At 51.9% G+C, this 19510-nt stretch carries 17 protein-coding genes; 9 read left to right on the forward strand and 8 right to left on the reverse strand.

Annotated features, from left to right (window positions below; all coding sequences use genetic code 11):
• Positions 1-145: 145 nt before the first annotated feature.
• The 7 genes from OCU43_RS19675 to OCU43_RS19705 all read left to right on the forward strand — a co-directional run bounded on the left by OCU43_RS19675 (position 146) and on the right by OCU43_RS19705 (position 8228).
• The gene (locus OCU43_RS19675; protein ID WP_091360208.1) at positions 146-1069 is read left to right on the forward strand and encodes a LysR family transcriptional regulator; all 924 of its coding nucleotides are present in this window, start codon (positions 146-148) and stop codon (positions 1067-1069) included.
• 354 nt (positions 1070-1423) lie between these two features.
• Complete coding sequence (locus OCU43_RS19680; protein ID WP_091360210.1) at positions 1424-2437, forward strand: TRAP transporter substrate-binding protein; 1014 nt, start codon at positions 1424-1426, stop codon at positions 2435-2437.
• A 71-nt stretch (positions 2438-2508) separates the two neighbouring features.
• Positions 2509-3090 (forward strand): TRAP transporter small permease subunit, encoded by a 582-nt coding sequence (locus OCU43_RS19685; protein ID WP_091360212.1) that lies wholly within the window; start codon positions 2509-2511, stop codon positions 3088-3090.
• The gene (locus tag OCU43_RS19690) at positions 3083-4405 is read left to right on the forward strand and encodes a TRAP transporter large permease (protein WP_091360214.1); all 1323 of its coding nucleotides are present in this window, start codon (positions 3083-3085) and stop codon (positions 4403-4405) included. Before OCU43_RS19685 ends, OCU43_RS19690 begins: the two co-directional genes overlap by 8 nt.
• Before the next feature lie 11 nt (positions 4406-4416).
• Positions 4417-4920 (forward strand): gluconokinase, encoded by a 504-nt coding sequence (locus OCU43_RS19695; RefSeq protein ID WP_091360216.1) that lies wholly within the window; start codon positions 4417-4419, stop codon positions 4918-4920.
• Positions 4921-5003: 83 nt separating this feature from the next.
• Positions 5004-6011, forward strand: a complete 1008-nt coding sequence (gene gntR, locus OCU43_RS19700; RefSeq protein ID WP_091360217.1) for a gluconate operon transcriptional repressor GntR — start codon at positions 5004-5006, stop codon at positions 6009-6011.
• Positions 6012-6113: 102 nt separating this feature from the next.
• Positions 6114-8228 (forward strand): methyl-accepting chemotaxis protein, encoded by a 2115-nt coding sequence (locus OCU43_RS19705; RefSeq protein ID WP_091360219.1) that lies wholly within the window; start codon positions 6114-6116, stop codon positions 8226-8228.
• A 90-nt stretch (positions 8229-8318) separates the two neighbouring features.
• Here OCU43_RS19705 and OCU43_RS19710 read toward each other — a convergent pair whose 3' ends face one another.
• The 5 genes from OCU43_RS19710 to OCU43_RS19730 form a co-directional block, all read right to left on the reverse strand.
• Positions 8319-8972 carry a response regulator transcription factor gene (locus tag OCU43_RS19710; protein WP_091360220.1) on the reverse strand — a complete coding sequence of 218 codons (654 nt, stop codon included), beginning with the start codon at positions 8970-8972 and terminating at the stop codon, positions 8319-8321.
• 19 nt (positions 8973-8991) lie between these two features.
• Positions 8992-10350, reverse strand: a complete 1359-nt coding sequence (locus OCU43_RS19715; RefSeq protein ID WP_091360222.1) for a cache domain-containing protein — start codon at positions 10348-10350, stop codon at positions 8992-8994.
• A 99-nt stretch (positions 10351-10449) separates the two neighbouring features.
• Entirely contained in the window at positions 10450-11739 is a 1290-nt protein-coding gene (locus OCU43_RS19720) for a TRAP transporter large permease (protein WP_091360224.1), read from the reverse strand.
• Positions 11740-11751: 12 nt separating this feature from the next.
• Entirely contained in the window at positions 11752-12288 is a 537-nt protein-coding gene (locus OCU43_RS19725; protein ID WP_217647456.1) for a TRAP transporter small permease subunit, read from the reverse strand.
• 77 nt (positions 12289-12365) lie between these two features.
• Positions 12366-13442, reverse strand: coding sequence for a TRAP transporter substrate-binding protein (locus OCU43_RS19730; protein WP_091360227.1), 1077 nt, complete (start codon positions 13440-13442; stop codon positions 12366-12368).
• 287 nt (positions 13443-13729) lie between these two features.
• Here OCU43_RS19730 and OCU43_RS19735 point away from each other — a divergent pair, with 287 nt between their 5' ends.
• Complete coding sequence (locus OCU43_RS19735) at positions 13730-14521, forward strand: TSUP family transporter (protein ID WP_091360228.1); 792 nt, start codon at positions 13730-13732, stop codon at positions 14519-14521.
• Between the two features lie 66 nt (positions 14522-14587).
• Here the strand turns inward: OCU43_RS19735 and fghA are convergent, their stop codons facing one another.
• Together fghA and OCU43_RS19745 are read right to left on the reverse strand one after the other, a co-directional pair.
• Positions 14588-15430, reverse strand: coding sequence for an S-formylglutathione hydrolase (gene fghA, locus OCU43_RS19740; protein WP_091360230.1), 843 nt, complete (start codon positions 15428-15430; stop codon positions 14588-14590).
• A 54-nt stretch (positions 15431-15484) separates the two neighbouring features.
• Positions 15485-16609, reverse strand: coding sequence for an S-(hydroxymethyl)glutathione dehydrogenase/class III alcohol dehydrogenase (locus tag OCU43_RS19745; RefSeq protein ID WP_091360231.1), 1125 nt, complete (start codon positions 16607-16609; stop codon positions 15485-15487).
• 125 nt (positions 16610-16734) lie between these two features.
• On the opposite strand from OCU43_RS19745, the gene OCU43_RS19750 reads away from it, so the two are divergent.
• Positions 16735-17604 carry a LysR substrate-binding domain-containing protein gene (locus OCU43_RS19750; RefSeq protein WP_091360233.1) on the forward strand — a complete coding sequence of 290 codons (870 nt, stop codon included), beginning with the start codon at positions 16735-16737 and terminating at the stop codon, positions 17602-17604.
• A gap of 18 nt (positions 17605-17622) precedes the next feature.
• On the opposite strand, the gene OCU43_RS19755 is transcribed toward OCU43_RS19750, so the two are convergent.
• The gene (locus OCU43_RS19755) at positions 17623-18987 is read right to left on the reverse strand and encodes a sensor histidine kinase (RefSeq protein WP_139203204.1); all 1365 of its coding nucleotides are present in this window, start codon (positions 18985-18987) and stop codon (positions 17623-17625) included.
• Positions 18988-19510 lie beyond the last annotated feature (523 nt).

The raw sequence follows: 19510 nt of genomic DNA on the forward strand, positions 1-19510 counted from the left end.
AGAAACGGGGATATCCCCGATAAGCGTTTTCAACATAAAGCTGCATCGTTAATCTGCCATTCTTATTATTAGAATGATCACTTTAAACCACAGACAATATAAGGAATAATCAGTTTTTAGCCCCAGATACAAAGAATGCGTATATATGAATCCTAACCTGTTGAAACAATTAGCCATCGTCGTTAAACAAGGATCGCTCACCAGTGCCTGTGAACAGCTGCATGTGACCCAACCCACCCTCACCCGGAGTATTCAGCAACTGGAGATGAAGGTGGGGGCTCCTCTGTTAAAGCGCACCCGCTATGGTGTTATTCCCACAGAAATTGGGGCACGGTTGTCGCAGATTGGTGAGCGGATTCTGGCAGAAACGGTCCGGGGCGAAGAGGTTATCCGCCAGTTTCACAGCGGTTATAAAAGCGAGTTTGTTATCGGCATCGATCCACTCTGGGAGTTTGCCACGGTGAGCAGCATGACCGATTACTTTTTGCAGGAGAAACGCTACGCATTTCACTTCCGCACCGGCTCCGCTGCATCACAAATCAACCTGTTACAGAACGGTGAGTTAGATTTCCTGCTGGCGCCGGCACACCTGTCGGTATCACAGAAATCGCTGGACCGTCAGATTCTGTTCCGTGACCGCTCAGGCATATTTGCAGGCAAGAAATCAAAACTGATCGATTCAAACACGCCGGTGACAAAAGAGGATATCGCCCGGCAAAAGTGGTTTATCGCCGGGGCCAGCGCCGGTTTTCTCGAGAGCCAGACGGAAGTGACCGGAGCCAATGCTGCTCAGATGGCCTTTACCGGCAGTATCCGCTCAGTAATTCACCTACTGAACACAACCGATATGCTGGTCTGGCTGCCTGCCCGTTTAGCCCTGATGACAGAGCAGATCGCTCCCGGGCAGATGCTCAGGGTGGAAGGCGTCACCTCCTCACGACGGGATATAGCACTGTGGTCATCGCTGGAACACAACGAGCGTCCCGAAGTGCTCAAGGTTCAGGCGCTGATCAGCGACTTTGTGAAGCAACTCGATCAGCAGAGCTCAACCTTTGGCCTTGAAGTGTGATTTTGCCGGTTAAGACTGCCTGCTTTTAGTGCGATCAGCCGGTCTGATATTGTTCACTGCTCTCCCCTGAGAGCCTGAAAACGGCAGGACCTCCCTATCCGCCACAGAACTACCACTAACCTGCAAAAGTGCTACTCCTGTTTGTCGACAGGCGTCACGGATCGCCCCTTTGCGAACCCCCTTTGCAAACATAGTTATCCTGAAACAGAAAAGATTGTGCGAAATATTTTCAGTTGATTTATACCAATGTTACCGGTAAAGTTAATTATGTTACCGGTAACAATGTAGCAAAAAATCAATTAAGCACTTGCTCACTCACACTGACCCTAAAATAAAAAACACAGGAACCTACAGATGAAACTCTCTTCCAAGCTGCTGACCGCAGCGCTGTCCGGTCTGATCTCTGTCTCGGCCTTCGCCGCTGACTTTACCTTTAAAGTGCAATCGTCAGATCCATCAGGTGACAAGAACTTCCAGATTCAGCAACAGTGGGCAGAGCGGGTCGGCAAGATGTCCGGTGGACGCCTTGAGATCAAGCTGCTGCCCGTGGGCAGCGTTATCAAACACACCGAAACCCTCGACGCGATTAAGATGGGGATTCTGGATGGTCACGTCACGGCCACCGCCTACTTTTCCGGCAAAGATCCCGCATTCGGTCTGATCGGTAATACGGTTGGCGCATGGTCTGACACCTCTCAGTTGCTGCAATACATCAACTATGGCGGTGGTTATCAGGTGATGACCGATCTCTATGCCCCCTATGGCGTGAAATTTGTTGGGGGATCGACCACCGGTGTTGAATCTTTCGTTTCTAAAGTACCGGTCGATGGTGTTGATGACCTTAAGGGGTTGAAGCTGCGTGCACCGGAAGGCCTGGTGCAGAAAGTGTTTGCGGCGGCCGGTGCAGCGCCGGTTAACCTGCCGGGTTCCGAGGTATTTACTGCGCTGAGCAAAGGGGTTATTGATGCCGCCGATTACACGGTGTTCTCGACTAACCAGAAAGCCGGCCTGAATGATATCGCCCCCCATCCGGTACAGCCGGGGTTCCATTCACTGCCCCTGATCGATGTCTCTGTCAGCCAGAAGAAATGGGACAAGTTGCCCGCTGATCTGCAGGAGATCCTGACCGTATCCGTACGTGATTTTGCTCAGGATATCACCACCCAGCTGCGTATCGCCGATCAACAGGCGGTGAAGGAAGCGCAAAGCACCCCTGATATCACTATTCACAACTGGTCTGCTGAAGAGCGCAAAAAGTTCCGTGCGATCGCCCGTTCCCAGTGGGAAGAGTTTGCCAAGGGGTCGGATAACGCAATGAAAGTGTATCAGTCGATCACAGCATATCTCGAAGAAAACGGCCTGCTCTAAGCGGTTATCACCGCACTGTCCGTTAACTGACTGTGGGGCGTTCAGCCCCACTTAATTCTCTGGATGACTTTATGAAAGCTCAAGAACGCATTCACGAAGAAGCAGTTCGAGAAGCGGACGCGCCCGGCCGTACCTGGCTGGACCGCGCTATTCTCCGGGTGGGCAACCTGCTCAGTCTGCTGTTCGTATTCACTGTCGCGATCTCGTTTTTCGAAATTCTGATGCGCTATCTGTTCAACGCCCCCACCATCTGGGTGCATGAATCAGCAGCCTTTATTGGCGGTTCGCTGTTCATCATCGGTGGCGCCTATGCGCTGGCTAACAACAAACATGTCCGGGTGGTGCTGATCTATGATGTGGTCTCACCCCGAACCCGCTGCTTCCTGAATATCTTTCATGCACTGGGGGGGCTGCTGTTCGCCGGAATGCTAGCCTACGGTGCCTGGATGATGACCACCAATGCCTGGTTAACACCACTGGGCGAGCTGCATCCGGAAAGTTCTGGTTCTGCCTGGAACCCGATATTTCCGGCATTATCGAAGGCGCTGATTCTGTTAGTTGTATGCGTTATGTTTATTCAGTTTCTGCTCCATCTGATTGACGATTTCCGTCAGTTGGGACGGATCAATCGTGGAGAGGTATCCGATGTTTGATCTCTCTGTAATCGGTATCGCCTACGGCAGTCTGTTGATGTTAGGGCTGCTGATATTTCTTCTCCTCACCGGTATGCAGCTGGCGTTCGTCACCGGACTGGTCGCACTGGTGTTCACCATCGGCTGGTTTGGTGTCGATGCGATGCCGCTGATCACCAGCCGCATGTACAGTTTTGTGAATGGTTACGTCTTTCTGGCGGTACCGATGTTCGTACTGATGGCAGCGCTGCTGGACCGTTCCGGTATCGCTGTGGATCTGTTTGATGCGATGAAAAAAGTGGGCCGTAAACTGCGCGGCGGAGTGGCGGTACAGACCCTGGTTGTCGCCGTTATTCTGGCCTCAATGTCCGGTGTTATTGGCGGCGAAACGGTATTGCTGGGAATTCTCGCACTGCCGCAGATGCTGCGTCTGGGCTATGACCGTAAACTGGCGATCGGCACCACCTGTGCTGGCGGCGCTCTGGGCACCATGATGCCTCCCAGTATCGTGCTGATCATCTACGGTATGACCGCCAGTGTCTCGATTGGTGAACTGTTTAAGGCCGCGTTCCTGCCTGCGGCGATCCTGGCAGGTTTCTATGTCGCTTATGTACTGATCCGCTGTTATCTCAATCCATCACTGGCACCGTTGCCCAGTGCCGAGGAGATTGCCGCCGATGATGAGCGGGATATCAACTATCTCAAAGCGTTGTTCTTCCCGGGCCTGACCGTTGCCATCGTGCTCGGCAGCATCTACACCGGAGTGGCATCGGTGACTGAAGCTTCAGCACTGGGCGTGGTCGGCATTATGCTGAGTGCGCTGATCCGGGGTGAGCTGAATGCTGAGATGATTAAAGACAGCGCCAAAGCCACCATGCAGACCTGTGGCATGATCATCTGGATCGGCATCGGTGCCAGTGCGCTGGTCGGTGTCTACAATCTGATGGGCGGTATCGACTTTGTTGAGTCTGTCATTCTGTCACTGAGCGATGGCCATGTGATGACGACGGTGCTGATCATGATGGCGATCCTGCTGGTGCTGGGGATGTTCCTGGACTGGGTAGGAGTTGCCCTGCTGACCATGCCGATCTTCGTACCGATCATCACCAACCTGGGACTCGATCCGATCTGGTTTGGCGTCGTATTCTGTCTCAATATGCAGGTCTCGTTCCTGTCACCGCCATTCGGCCCTGCCGCTTTCTACCTGAAATCGGTTGCCCCCAAAGATATCAGTCTGGGGGAGATCTTCTCTGCCCTGGTGCCCTTTATCGCTTTGCAGGTAGTGGCGCTGGGACTGGTCATCGCGTTTCCTCAACTGGCGTTGTGGTGGAAATAGGAGGAGACACGATGAACAAGAAATATATCGTCATGGGTGTTTCCGGCTGCGGCAAATCGCTGATCGGTGCGTTGCTGGCAGAAAAACTTCAAGTGCCATTCTTCGATGGCGACGATTTTCACCCGCCGGAAAATGTTGAGAAGATGCGTCAGGGAAGCCCTCTGAATGATGAGGACCGTCACGGCTGGCTGCAGACCCTGAACCAACTGATTATCAGCGAAGCCAGTCTGGTACTGGCCTGTTCAGGCCTGAAACCACAATACCGTGAGCTGTTATGCAGCAACAATGATGCCCAACTGATCTACCTGAAGGGCGATATCGAAACCATCTGGTCACGTCATAGCAGCCGCAAAGGCCACTATTTCAATGGCCGGGAGATGCTCGAAAATCAGTTCCAGCAGCTGGTTGCCCCACAGCCCGGCGAAGCGATTGAAATCAGTATCGATCAGTCTGCCGAAGGGGTACTCGCAGATATTCTCAAAGCCCTCGCCATCAGCAGTGAGACGGTCAGCTAACGCCACTGGATCGGTTAATCAGACTTTGCCTGATTGACCGATCAGGGTAATATGTTACGGGTAACGGAAACTCCGGGCGAATAATGACAACGAAGAAAAAAAGACCCACCCTGCAGGATGTCGCCGACCGGGTTGGCATCACCAAAATGACCGTCAGTCGTTACCTGAAAAAACCTGAACAGGTCTCGGTTGCTCTGCATGAAAAGATCCAGAGCGCACTGGATGAACTGGGTTATATTCCCAATAAAGTGCCGGATATGCTCTCCAGTGCGAAGAGCCATGCTATCGGTGTACTCGTTCCCTCGCTGACCAACCAGGTTTTTTCCGAAGTGATCCGCGGCTTTGAATCGGTGACTGAGCCCGCCGGATACCAGACCATGCTGGCCCACTACGGTTATAGCCAGAGCGCCGAAGAGGCACGAATTGCCACACTGCTGGGATATAACGTTGATGGCCTGATTCTATCAGAGAGTGTTCATACCGAGCGGGTGCGACGGATGATCAAAACCGCCGGAGTACCTGTTATCGAGTTGATGGACTCCGTCTCACCGGCAATTGAGCAGGCGATCGGCTTCGATAACAGCGCAGCAGCGCTTGCGATGACTGAACTGATGATCAGTCGGGGCCACCACCACATTGTCTATTTTGCCGCCCGTATGGATGCCCGTACCCGGCTTAAAATAAAAGGCTACGAACAGGCGATGCACAAACACCACCTTGAGCCTTTCAGTTTGCAGACAGAGGAAGCCTCCTCATTTACCCGCGGCGCATTGCTACTGCGTCAGGCACTGCAACAGCGCCCGTCTCTGGACGGTATCTTCTGCACCAATGATGACCTGGCCATCGGCGCTTTCTATGAATGTCAGCGTCAGGGAATACCGGTGCCAGAGCAGATCGGCATCGCTGGTTTTCACGGCCACGATATATCAGGTGCGATGGTTCCGCGGCTGGCGACGGTGGTTACCCCCCGCGAGGAGATGGGACGACTGGCGGCAGAAAACCTGCTGGCCCGCTTACAGGGCAGCCCCATAGCCCGACAGATAATCGATCTTCCATTTCGTCTGGAAGCGGGAGAAAGCCTGCGGCGCTAATGCTGAAGTAGTGCCCCCGCCCCCGTTCTACCTCCTGATAGGTATTGAATCCCCGGCCGTTACATAAGACGATCCCGTGCTTAATATAAAAGCGGGTGATCTATGAGCTGGACCTCTTTAATACGCAAAATATCCCTGCCAGTGGCACTGCTACTGGGACTGACCGTCATCATCCAACTGATCATATCCACCCTGCTGATCAACGCCACAACAGAACAGTTGCGTAACACCATCGAACCGGCCCTGAGTGATGCCGCTCAGGATAAGATGGAAACCTTTGCCAGTGCCGAGAAGTTACGTATAGAAAAACTCTTTACCTCCAACGTACTGGCCGCTACAGGCTATGCCCGTGATATAGCGTTTCTGCGCACGCAGTTTCGCTCACTCTATATCCCGTCGGATGATGTTCGCCATATTATCAACCAGTATATCGCCGGCACGCTGCAGAATAATCCGGATGTCCTCGGCGTCTACGCCGTCTTCCTCCCAAAAGCTCTGGATGGTGCCGATGAAACCCATAAAGGTGAAACCGACCTCGCCTCCAATGACGCCGGGCGTTTCGCTGTCTACTGGGCCCACAACGCTAAAGGCGAAGCGGTTCAGGAGGTGCTCCCTGAACAGGCGCTCAGCGACACAACCCCCAGCAGCAGCGGACACCCTTACAATAGCTGGTTTAGCTGTCCTATTGAGCGTCAGGGTCCCTGCATTATCGATCCCTATACCGATGAAGTGGATGGTATAAAAACGCTGATGACATCGGTTTCAGTACCGATCTATTTTTCAGACCGTCTGGTCGGGGTAATCGGTATCGATCTGCCGCTGTCGCAGATGCAGGCATCGGCGCAAGCCTTTGGTCGTAAACTGGCAGAAGGACAGGGCCGGGTGATGCTGATCTCTGCGTCAGACACTCTGGTAGCCGACAGTCAGAATAAAGGCACTGCCGGACAGAATGTTGCCGAGCTGCTGCCGGACAATGTTCAGCTCAACCAGCCCCTGACGCAACAGGATGATCAGCGCTACACCCTGATCCGACACCTCGATCTGAATAAACTGGCCACCTGGAAGCTCTATATTGAGGTACCCACCAGCCATGTTTTGCAACAGGTAGATAGTGTTATCTCAGTACTGAAACAGGGACAAAACAAACAGACCACCGGGGTTATCATAGCCGGATTGCTGATCGTAGTGTTTGGTTCACTGATCGTCATCTGGCTGGCTATTCGTATTACCAAACCGCTGCGTCAGGTGACCGATGCATTGGCACAGATTTCCAGTGGCGAGGGCGATCTGACCCAGCGCATAAGAGTGCAATCACAGGATGAGGTCGGCATTCTGGCAGGACATTTTAACCAGTTCGCCGGTCAGTTAGCGGATATGATACAGAGTATGGCCCACTCCATAAAAGAGGCGCTGCACCGATCCGAACATGCCACAAAGCTCGCTTTCAAAACCAACGATGATGTGGAACAACAGCAGCAACAGATTGTCATGGTTGCCACCGCGTCGGAGGAGATGTCCCAGTCGTCGGTTGATGTGGCAAAAAATGCAGCGCACGCCGCCGATGCCTCTCACCGGGCAGAACAAGCCTCGCTGTCGGGGCGGAAATCGATCCAGACGACCACCCATAACATTGAAACACTGGCGCAACAGATGCAGGTATCAATGTCCCGGGTTGAGGGGCTGGCCGCTGACAGTGAAAATATTGCTGAAGTGCTGCTGGTTATCCGTTCGGTGGCTGAGCAGACTAACCTGCTGGCCCTCAATGCCGCAATTGAAGCCGCCCGGGCCGGCGATCAGGGCCGTGGATTTGCCGTTGTCGCCGATGAGGTGAGAGCCCTGGCGGCACGCACGGCAACCTCTGTCAGCGAGATAGAAATGGTGATAAACAACCTGCAAAAAGCCACCCACTATGTGGTCAGCAGTATCCAGGAAAGCTCTTCCTTAGCTAAAGACTCCGCCGTTCAGGTACTCGATGCCAGCCAGATGTTTGATACGATCGCCACCGCAGTGGAGGAGATCACCCATCGATCGACCCAGATAGCGACCGCAGCCGAAGAACAGAGCATGGTGGCCGGGGATATCAGCCAGACCCTGCAAACAATTCGTACGGTTGCTGAAGAGGTCACCGACCTGGCGAAAGAGTCGGCGACACTGAGCGATGAGATGACCCAGATGGGCCGGGAACAGAATCAGTTAATCAGCCGGTTTAAGTTTTAAGACTGCGAACCTTTGCGCTCTAAAACACCTGAAACCGATCACTCTGGGGGGAAGCAGGGGCTAACCACTCGCGGACACTTGTGACCCGCATCAGTCAATCAGATTATGTTCAATCGCATAGCGGGCCAAACCCGCCGCTGTCTGAATATCCAGTTTCGTTTTGATGTTCTGACGATGGGTTTCAACCGTCCTGACCGATATATCCAGTTGCCGGGCCGTCGCTTTATTACTGGCCCCCTGCGCCAGCAGCCGAAGAACTTCCTGCTCCCTGCAGGTCAACGCTTCTTTTAACTCAGAGGCCGGGGCCGGCGTTTGAAAATCGGTCTGACTAAACAGGGATTGAGACGCCCCCGCGCTAAAATAGGTCGCGCCGCTGTAGACTGTCTTGATAGCGGTAATCAGCTCGTCAGAGGATACATCTTTTAACACATAACCTGCCGCACCACACTGAATCAGCTTAAGGATATACTCACGACTCTCATGCATACTCAGAATCAACACCCGGACATTGGGTTGTTCAGCACGCAGTCGTTCTGTTGCTTCAAACCCGCTCATCACCGGCATGGAGATATCCATCAACACCACATCGGGCTGCACCTCAGCAATCAGCGTCAACGCCTGAGCACCGTCATTAGCCGAGCCAACAACCTCTAAAGAGGGTTCATTTTCGAGACGCGCAATAATTCCCTCGAGAACCAAAGGATGATCATCGACTAACACAATGCGGATTTTTTCAGTGCTCATATACCCTCCTCTGCCATCGCTACACCAGAGTGAACCCCGCCCGGATACGGGTGCCGCTTCCGGGCTTACTACGGACACTAAAATGACCACTGAGAAGTTCAGTACGCTCGCGCATATTTAGTAGACCGATCCCTTCACCCACATTATCATGCTTGTTAAACCCCTGCCCGTCATCTTTGATCTCCACCCAGATCATCCCGTCCTCTTTCCAGAGTCTCAGTGCAACGGACGTTGCCTGCGCATGACGTTCAATATTGGTTAATGCTTCCTGGGTTATACGATACAGCGTGATCTCAATATCATCGGGTAGCCGTTGCTGCGGCAGATCCAGATGAACTGACACTTTTAACCCGGTGCGTTCGGAAAACTCATCCAGCAGGCTATGCAGGGCCGATTTCAGCCCCAGATCATCCAACAAAATAGGCCGCAAATCATGGGACAGTCGCCGTACCTCCTGAATCGCCTGATTCAGTGCTTCACTGCCTTTACTCAGCTCGATATCTGCTTTGGTGTCATGGGTCTGTAGCTTATTCCGGGCCAGCTCTATGCGAAATTTAACCGATACCATTAACTGATTAATGCCATCATGCAGCTCACGGGCAAAGTTGCGGCGCTGGGCGACCTGAAACTGCACATATCGATGTGCCACTTGCCGCAACCGGGCATCCGCCAGCTGCGAGGCATGTATATTGATCCCGAATCCCAGCAGAGCGATTACTATGACGGTACCCGCCAGAATTGCTACGACGGTCAAAAATGTATTGCGAATATTGTGGGTCACTTTCAGGCGGGTTGAAGCAACCTCTTTAGAGATATCATCAATATATAATCCGGTGCCCATCATCCAGTTCAGTTTTGGGATCTGCACCACATAACTCAGCTTATCTTCTAAACCACCCTTGGAGGGTTTACGCCAGATGTAGCGATAAAAACCACCCCCTTCACTCGCCAGCTGAAGCAGATTACGAATCACATATTTACCATTACGATCCTGCAGGTCATAGAGGTTTTTACCGACCAGTTCCGGCTGGATCGGATGTACCAGATTGACACCCCCGGCATCATACACAAAGAAATAGCCATCCTCGCCATAGGTCATACTGTGCAGGATCTCTTTAACCTCAGCTTCCGCTTTTTTATCGCCCGGTTCCGCTTCAGCAACGATATGGGCAATGGATGTCATCGCTAATTCAACATAGTGCTGTAACTCCTGTCGCTTGGAACGCAGCAGGTTCTCTTCGAATGTTTTAATCTCCTGCTCCGACAGTTGTCGAGCCTGACTCAGGCTGATAAGCGTAATCGCCACCGTCACCAGAATCAGAGGGATAATGGATAGCAACAGCATCTTTGTTTTCAACGATGTGGCAGGCGTTTTCATGCGTTCACAGTCTGATTAATTTAATAGCAACGTTCCTTAAACCTTTCCTGAATACAGGTCAGGGGAAAACCGGGGCCTTTCAGCCCCCTCCAGTGTTTATTAGGTTAACCCATAAAAACCTGGAAATAACAGAATAGAAACCAGCACCGCCACCTGCATCAGAATAAAGGGCATCACACCGCGATAGATATCGATTGTTCGCACCTCTGGAGGTGATACCCCCTTAAGATAAAACAGACTGAAGCCAAACGGCGGCGTCAGGAAGCTGGTCTGCAGATTCATCGCAATCAGTATCGCAAACCACACCGGCGCAATACCTAGCGCATCCGCTACAGGCGCCAGAATAGGCACAATAATAAAACTGATCTCAACAAAGTCGATAAAGAAACCCAGCACCAGAATAGCCAGCATCGACAATATCAGAAACCCGGTTGTGCCTCCCGGCAGATCGGTCAGAATCTCCTCAACGATGTAATCACCACCAGTATAGGTAAAGGCCATAGAGAATGCGGTCGCACCCAGCAGAATAGCAAACACCATGGCGGTCACTTTGACGGTTTCAGACGCTGAATCTAACACCATCTTCCAGCTAAACTGACGATACAGAGTCGCCAGTATAATAGCCCCTACCCCGCCCAACGCTGAGGACTCAGTCGGTGTCGCGATACCGGCAAAGATAGAGCCCAGCACCACCAGAATCAGAGTCAGTGGTGGGACAATCGCTATCAACGCCTTAACATACTGCTGTCGCTTACTGCTGCCGTCATTATCCAGAGGTAACGCCGGTGCCTTTTCCGGTTTAAGCCAGGCGTAAAACAGAATATAGATAATATATACGCCGATCAGAATAAATCCGGGGCCAACGGCTGCTTTAAACAGATCCCCCACGGGGATACCAAGCACATCACCCAGAATAATCAGAATAATCGAGGGCGGAATAATCTGCCCTAAGGTACCCGACGCGCAGATGGTGCCGCAGGCCAGAGATTTGTCATAGTTGTATTTCAGCATCACCGGCAACGAGATCAGTCCCATCGCCACTACAGAAGCGCCGACCACGCCTGTCGATGCCGCCAATAACGCGCCCACCAATACCGTTGAGATTGCCAGACCGCCTCGCACGCCACCAAAGAGCTTCCCCATCGCCTCCAGCAGTTGCTCTGCCAACCGGGTCTTTTGCAGCACAATCCCCATAAAAATAAACAGCGGTACCGCCATCAGCGTGGTGTTTTCCATAATGCTCTGAATGCGGAACGGCATAAAGGCAAAAATTTCAGGGCCTTCAGCGAAAACACCAAAAGCCAACGCGACGCCACCAAACGTGAACGCTACGGGAAAGCCCAGCAGCAACATCAACAACGCCACCGCGAACATCACAATACCAATCATCGTATACGCCTCTTAATGCTGTGGGGGTTGATAGTTATCTGCCTGACGATTGCCCAGCAGAATATTCAACGATTTCAGGAACATGCCGATGCCGCTGATCAGCATCGCCAGAAAAGAAAGGGGAATCATCGCTTTAATCAACCAACGATACGGCAAGCCACCCGGATCACCGGAGGTCTCTCCCAAGAGAAAGGACTCTTTAGCGAAATCAAAGCCATACCAGGCAACCAGTGCACAAAAGGGCATCAACAAAAAAACAGAGCCAAACATATCGATTAACGCTTTGGTGTTCGCCGTTTGACGTTCATAGATAAGATCGACCCGTACATGCCCCCCGGTCTTCAGGGCATAGGGCACACCCAGCAGGAATACCGACGCATAGAGATGCCATTCGAGTTCCTGCATGCCGATAGAGACATCGTTAAAGAGGTATCGCATGACGACGTCGACAAAGACATTAAACAGCATGACAACAAACAGTACGGCAGAGGTCTTACCTAACAACTCCGAGAAACTGTTAATCATCTGCTCGAGTCTGATTAATAACATCACAGCTCCTGAAACAGTAATAAAAGCGACCTGACCTGAATAACAGGACAGGCCGTCAATGAGTTAATGACGCCGAATTATTCGCTCATATTATCGAGATAAGCCTTATCGGAGATCTCGGTCCAGACACGGGCTTTCTTCATATACTCGGACTGAGAATCGAGAATTTTCTTGGCCAGTGGATCGGCCGCCGCTTTTTCAGCCAGCAACTCGTCATTCGCTTTACGCATCGCGGCAATCACATCAGCCGGGAAGGATTTCACCTGAATATTCGGGAACTCCTTTTTCATGCGATCCCAGTTCACGCCCGATTCATGGTATGACTGGATATACATGTCATAGGCAGCAGTGCGCATTGCCGTCTTCAGAATCTGTTGCAGATCCGCAGGCAGTTTGTCATAGGATTTCTTGTTGATCATAAACTGCAGTTCTGTCGCAGGCTCATGCCAACCGGTGTAGTAAAACGGTGCGATCTTATGGAAGCCCATCCGCAGATCCAGCGATGGACCTACCCACTCCAGTGCATCGATAGTGCGTCGTTCAAGGGCGGTATAGAGCTCACCTGCGGGGATATTGGTCGGTTTGGCACCCAGTTTCGCCAGTACTTCACCGGCAAACCCGGGAATCCGCATCTTCAGCCCCTGCAGATCTTCAACTGAATTGATCTCTTTCTGGAACCAGCCACCCATCTGGTTGCCGGTATTACCGCCGGGAAATGACATGACGCCAAACTTACCATACACCTCGTCCATCAATTCCTGACCACCACCGTAATAGAACCAGCCGTATTGCTCCGGCGCAGTCATACCGAATGGCATCGTGGTGAAATACAGGGTATTCGGGATCTTGCCCTTCCAGTAGTAGGATGCGGAGTGGCCCATATCATACTGCCCCGCGCGCACCATATCGAAGACCCCGAACGGCGCCTTATGTTTATTCTTGGAATCAATGGTAATCTTAAGCCGGCCATTCGACATTTTATCTGCCAACGCCGCCATATTTTTTGGCGCATCACCAAAGATAGGGAAGTTAGTTGGCCAGGTTTCAGCCAGCTTCAGCCGGTACACTTTCTCGGCGGCCATCAGGGGGCTCGCCAGCAGTGATGCACAGGCTGCAACCGCCAGTAACTTTTTCGCAAAGTTCAGTTTTAACATTGTTATTATCTTCCTCTGTTTGCACCACCCCTTCAGGATTAAGGGCAGATTTATCAACGCCGATAACCGCCATAAAGCGGTATTCGCATAGCAAACAGTCTGACAAAACAGGACGATGGCCACTATTCGTGAAAGTGCGCAACCAGAGATGAAAGACTACGTAGAAAGCTCTCCGTAGTTTTACGGATAGTACCCCTGATCTGCTTCAGAACTTTACTATCGCGGAGACAAAAACAGCTGTTACAGTGCCTTCTGTTAAACCATGAAATTTAAATAAAGAGGTAGCGATGGAGCTGGACCTGACACTTATCCTGCTGTTTATACTGACCGGTCTGGGCGCAGGCATTATCGATGCAATCGCCGGTGGTGGCGGTATGATTACCCTGCCGGTGCTACTGGCATCCGGTATGAGTCCGGTGGAGGCGCTGGCGACCAATAAGCTGCAGGGCAGTTTTGGCACCTTTGCCGCCTCTGTCTACTTCATCCGTAAAAAGCTGGTCGATCTGACACAGATGAAGCTGATGATCCTTTGTACTTTCACGGGGGCCGTTACGGGTACACTGATAGTACAGCAGCTGGACACCTCACTGCTGGCATCCATTATGCCGCTCCTGCTGGTCGGCATCGCATTGTACTTTATGTTTTCAAAGCGGGTTGGTGATCTGGATCGCGACCGCAAAATCAGTCACGCGCTGTTCGCCTTGCTGTTCAGCACCGCCATCGGGTTTTATGATGGCTTTTTCGGGCCCGGCACCGGAACATTCTTCGCGCTAGGCTTTGTATCACTACTCGGCTTCAGCATGTCACGGGCAACCGCTCACACCAAGATCCTGAACTTTACCTCCAACCTGGCTTCACTGATTTTCTTTGCTCTGGGAGGCAATATCCTCTGGCTGGCAGGCTTTATCATGGCGGCAGGACAGCTGATCGGAGGCCAGATAGGCGCTCATCTGGTGGTTAATCAGGGCGCCCGCCTGATCAGACCTCTGGTGGTCATTATCACGCTGATCATGTCGGCTAAGCTGCTGTCAGATCAGTATCAAAACGATTCGCTGCTGTCGCTGCTATCGGTGTTTTAAAATCGCTAAAAAAAAGGGCTCATAAAGAGCCCCAAAACATACCTCAACAAACAACTTTAATCGCTATCATTCCGCCAGCAGGTATCGCTGGTGAAATCTTAGCTGATCCTCAATAAAACTGGCGATGAAGTAGTAGCTATGATCATAGCCCTCATGCTGTTCAAGCTGTAGCGGATAGCCTGATTCAGCCGCCGCCTCTGCCAGTTTTTCCGGCTGTAACTGCTCTGCCAGAAAATCATCTGCCAGCCCCTGATCCACCCGGGTTGGCAGGTGAACCGGATTGTTGCGCAACAGAACCGTGGTATCGTACTGCTGCCAGCTGCTCTCATCACTGCCCAGATAGGCGGTGAACGCTTTACGCCCCCAGGGGCAACTGACCGGATTGCTGATCGGGCTGAAAGCGGACACCGAAGTATAACGCCCGGGATTACGCAGACTGATCATCAGGGCACCGTGCCCCCCCATTGAATGACCGGCAATCGCTCGCTTTGAAGACACCGGAAAAGTTGCTTCAATCAGCGAAGGCAGCTCTTCAACGATGTAATCATACATCCGGTAGTGCTCGCTCCAGGGCGCCTCTGTGGCATTGACGTAGAAACCCGCGCCCTGTCCCAGATCATACCCTTCATCGTTCGCAACATTATCTCCCCGGGGGCTAGTATCCGGCGCGACGATGGCGATACCCAGTTCTGCTGCAACCCGCTGAGCACCGGCTTTCTGCATAAAGTTTTCATCGGTGCAGGTTAAGCCGGACAACCAGTACACGACCGGCACCTTCTCGCCACTCTGCGCCTGTGGTGGCAGATAGATGGCAAATCGCATCGTCACACCCAGCGCCGATGACTGGTGGTTATACTGTTTGTGCCAGCCACCAAAGCTTTTGGTCTGACTTACAAGCTCAAGACTCATAGATCCTGTCCTCAACGGCTGCCATGCTGAAACAGCAGCCGCTATCGCTGATGGTTACTTGTCGTAATGAATAACGCTGCGGATACTCTTACCTTCATGCATCAGATCAAAGGCACTGTTGATATCCTCCAGACCCATGGTGTGGGTAATGAAATCATTCAGTGCAAACTCACCCTGCAGGTAACGTTCAACAATCTCAGGCAGCTCAGAACGGCCTTTAACACCACCAAAGGCGGAACCACGCCATACACGACCGGTTACCAGTTGGAACGGACGGGTAGAGATCTCCTGGCCAGCACCGGCGACACCGATGATGACAGACTCACCCCAGCCTTTGTGACAGCATTCCAGGGCAGAGCGCATCACATTAACGTTACCGATACACTCGAAGGAGTAATCAACACCACCGTCGGTCAGCTCAACAATTACTTCCTGAATCGGCTTATCAAAATTTTGCGGGTTGATGCAGTCGGTGGCGCCCAGCTTACGTGCCAGATCAAACTTAGACTCATTGATATCGATCGCGATGATACGGCTGGCTTTTGCCATCGTTGCACCGATAATTGCCGACAGGCCGATACCACCGATACCGAAGATTGCGACCGTGGCACCCTCTTCAACTTTGGCGGTATTCATGACAGCCCCCATACCGGTGGTCACACCGCAACCCAGCAGGCAGACCTCTTCCAGCGGCGCTTCTTTATTCACCTTAGCCAGCGAGATCTCCGGCAAAACAGTGTATTCAGAGAACGTAGAGCACCCCATATAGTGATAGATCGGCTGACCGTCTTTATAGAAGCGGGTGGTACCATCAGGCATCAGACCTTTACCCTGGGTCTCACGGATTTTCTGACACAGGTTGGTTTTACCCGATTTACAGAACTTACACTCGCCACACTCAGGGGTGTACAGCGGGATAACATGGTCGCCAACCGCCACACTGGTAACGCCTTCACCAACCTGCTCAACAATGCCGCCGCCCTCATGGCCCAGAATCGCCGGAAAAATCCCTTCAGGGTCTTCACCCGACAGTGTAAAAGCATCCGTATGACAAACACCGGTAGCGACGATGCGCACCAGCACCTCGCCTGCCTTAGGTGGCATGACATCCACTTCTTCAATAGACAGGGGCTGATTCGGCCCCCATGCAATAGCCGCTCTAGATTTAATCATAGTCATTCTCTTCAACTCTCATTCTGGGTTGTATTTATGACGAGGGATAGTCAGTTAAGTCACCATTGTAGTTGTTTATGAAATCAGGATAATCTACCTTTTTGTCAATATACTTTTACGAGACTGTAATAATGAACCGATGGGAAGGGGTGTCTGAACTGATTGCGGTCACGGAAACAACCAGTTTTACGGCCGCCGCAAAGCGACTGGGTATCTCTACGGCACAGGTCAGCCGTCAGATAAGTTCGCTGGAAAACCGTCTGGGGACCAAACTGTTCTACCGCACCACCCGTCGGGTGACTGCAACAGAGGCGGGGGAAACCTATTATCAGTACTGTCGGCAACTGCTGAATGGCCTGGAAGAAGCCGAACGGGCCGTCAACAATCTACAGAACACGCCACGGGGTAAGTTGAAGGTCACTGCTCCAGCCACCTACGGTGAGCAAAAGATCGCCCCGCTGATCAACGACTTTATCAATCTATATCCGGAGCTGGAGGTACAGTGCCATCTGACCAATCAGACCGTGGACCTGGTGGCTTCTGGATATGACCTGGCGATCCGTCTGGGTAAGCTGGAAGACTCCAGCATGATCGCCCGGCAACTGATCTCCCGGCAGTTATATGTCTGCGCCTCTCCTGCCTACCTGGCAACCCATGGTGAACCCCATGTCCTGAATGAACTAAGTCACCATAACTGTCTGCTGGGCACGCTGGAGTACTGGCGTTTTCTGGAACAGGGACATGAACGTAATATCCGGGTCAGCGGTAACCTGCACTGTAACAGTGGTCAGGCACTGTTGGATGCAGCGCTGAAAGGGATCGGCATAGTGCAGCTACCCGACTATTATGTCGAACCCTATATTAAAGACGGAGGGCTGATCTCGTTACTACAAAACTACCAGCATTCAAGCGAGGGGGTCTGGGCAGTTTACCCCCATAACCGTCACTTATCCTCCAAAGTCAGAATGCTGGTTGATCATCTGGCAGCCCATTTAGTCTGAAGAGTGAAAAGCGCACCATCATCCGTCCCTGTCGCTGTCACCTTCCTGGGATTCGCTACCCGCCAGTGGAATATCGATAATTACCTGCAAACCGCCTAAGCGCGCTGCATGCAACTGCATTTTGCCACCATAGCTGCTGACCACGGAGTGGCATATTGATAACCCCATTCTATGGTTATTGCTGCCATCGGAAGTATCCTGTTGATTTTTCGGGATCATATCTTCAATACATTCCGGAGCAATCCCCGGACCATCATCGCTAACGATAATGGTCCAGAATCCCCGGTTCTCCCTGATACTCAGTAACACTCTGGAGTTGGCATAACGCCAGGCGTTATCGAGCAGATTACCCACCAGCTCCAACATGTCATCCCGGTCAAATGGAATGGCAAAGTCAGGAATATGCTGAACCACTTCGATCTCCTGACCTTCCCGTTTACGATTTAATATCTGTACCAGGTAGGGCAGCTCTTCCTGAGGGTTAAACAGCTCCATCGGCGCAGGTGAACCGGAAATTTTAGCGCGTCGTAACTCTCCCTCAATACGACGCTGCAACTGGCTGTATATCTGCTTCAGATTGTCACGGTTATCCTCCACCTCTGTCGCTTCAGCCAGCAACAGTAGATGTTCCAGTGGCAACTTCATCTCATGGGCCAGATTACTGGTGGCACTCCTTGAGCGGCTTAACTGTTTTCTTGAATGTTCAATCAGACGCTCAATGGCATCCGCCAAAGGTTTTACCTCCACAGGAATTCCTTGTGGCAGATCCAGCGCACCATCAATTTTTCCCTTTAATAAGGCGGTTTGCATCGGCTTAAGGCTGGCAAAACCCCAATGTAAAATGCGTCGCTGCAACAACATAATTAACAGGGTTAAACCCACTAAGATGGTTAACAGCGAATACTCATATTCGTTCTGTTTAGTAATAAACGCTGTGATATCTTCAGCGACCCAGATGGTCAGATCCCGCTCCGCTTTACGAACACCCTGTTGCCGTACCATCCATTGTGTCTCAGCGGGCCCGGCAATCTGAAACTGCAACTGTTGACCCGGGGGTAACAGTCTTACGTCAGGCGCCGGATCCGACAGACTGCCTGCACGCAACTGACCACTATCCCAGCGGATAATGAAGTAATGGCCACTGCCGACCCGTTTAAAGGCTTCGCCAACCTGGCTCTCATCGACCTGCCAACCGGCATCAGTCCACTGCAATGCCATGAGAATATTTTCAACATCATCCCCCAGACGCGAACCAACATACTCATCGGTAATGCGTGCCATCGTCAGATGCAACAACAATAACAGGCAGACAAACGCAGGTACCATCAGTAGCATCAGCCCCCGTCGGATCTTCTTTTCTAAAGACGTCTCTTCCCGGCTCACGAGCCAACCCCCTCAGCCTGGCGACTAAGGGTATTCCATCCGGCAGCCCGCTTCAGCACAGATAATGGCTGAGTCTTACTGGTGCTATTCGCTATGATCAGAAACCTCATGTGGTCACTACGCTCCTCAATCGTTCCTTACACACTCGCGGGTAAACGGTGCAAACAGGTTTACACCACAATATCCATTTCAATGCCCCCGTAAACCGTCTCTCGTTCTGCTGCTCAGAATCGGCTATCCGGTCGAGGGCCTGAGTCAATAACAGGTCAAAAGCGTCAGGCTCTGCTCTATAAATTTCAACCGTATAGCCAGGATCAAACTACCCTTCGCATCGGAAACCCAGCACCAGGGATGAAACAAACAGCCATCCCCCCGCCTGTCATAAGAGAACGCATTCCGACCTTTAGCCTTTGTTTATTTAATGACAGTTTAGACAGGCAATGCAATACAGGTATAAAAAAACGCATAAATACGCGAAAAACAAGAGAAAATAGCGGCCACAGGTTAATCATTGTGGCGCAGC

The sequence above is a fragment of the Amphritea atlantica genome, assembly GCF_024347255.1.
Classification (GTDB): Bacteria; Pseudomonadota; Gammaproteobacteria; order Pseudomonadales; family Balneatricaceae; genus Amphritea; species Amphritea atlantica.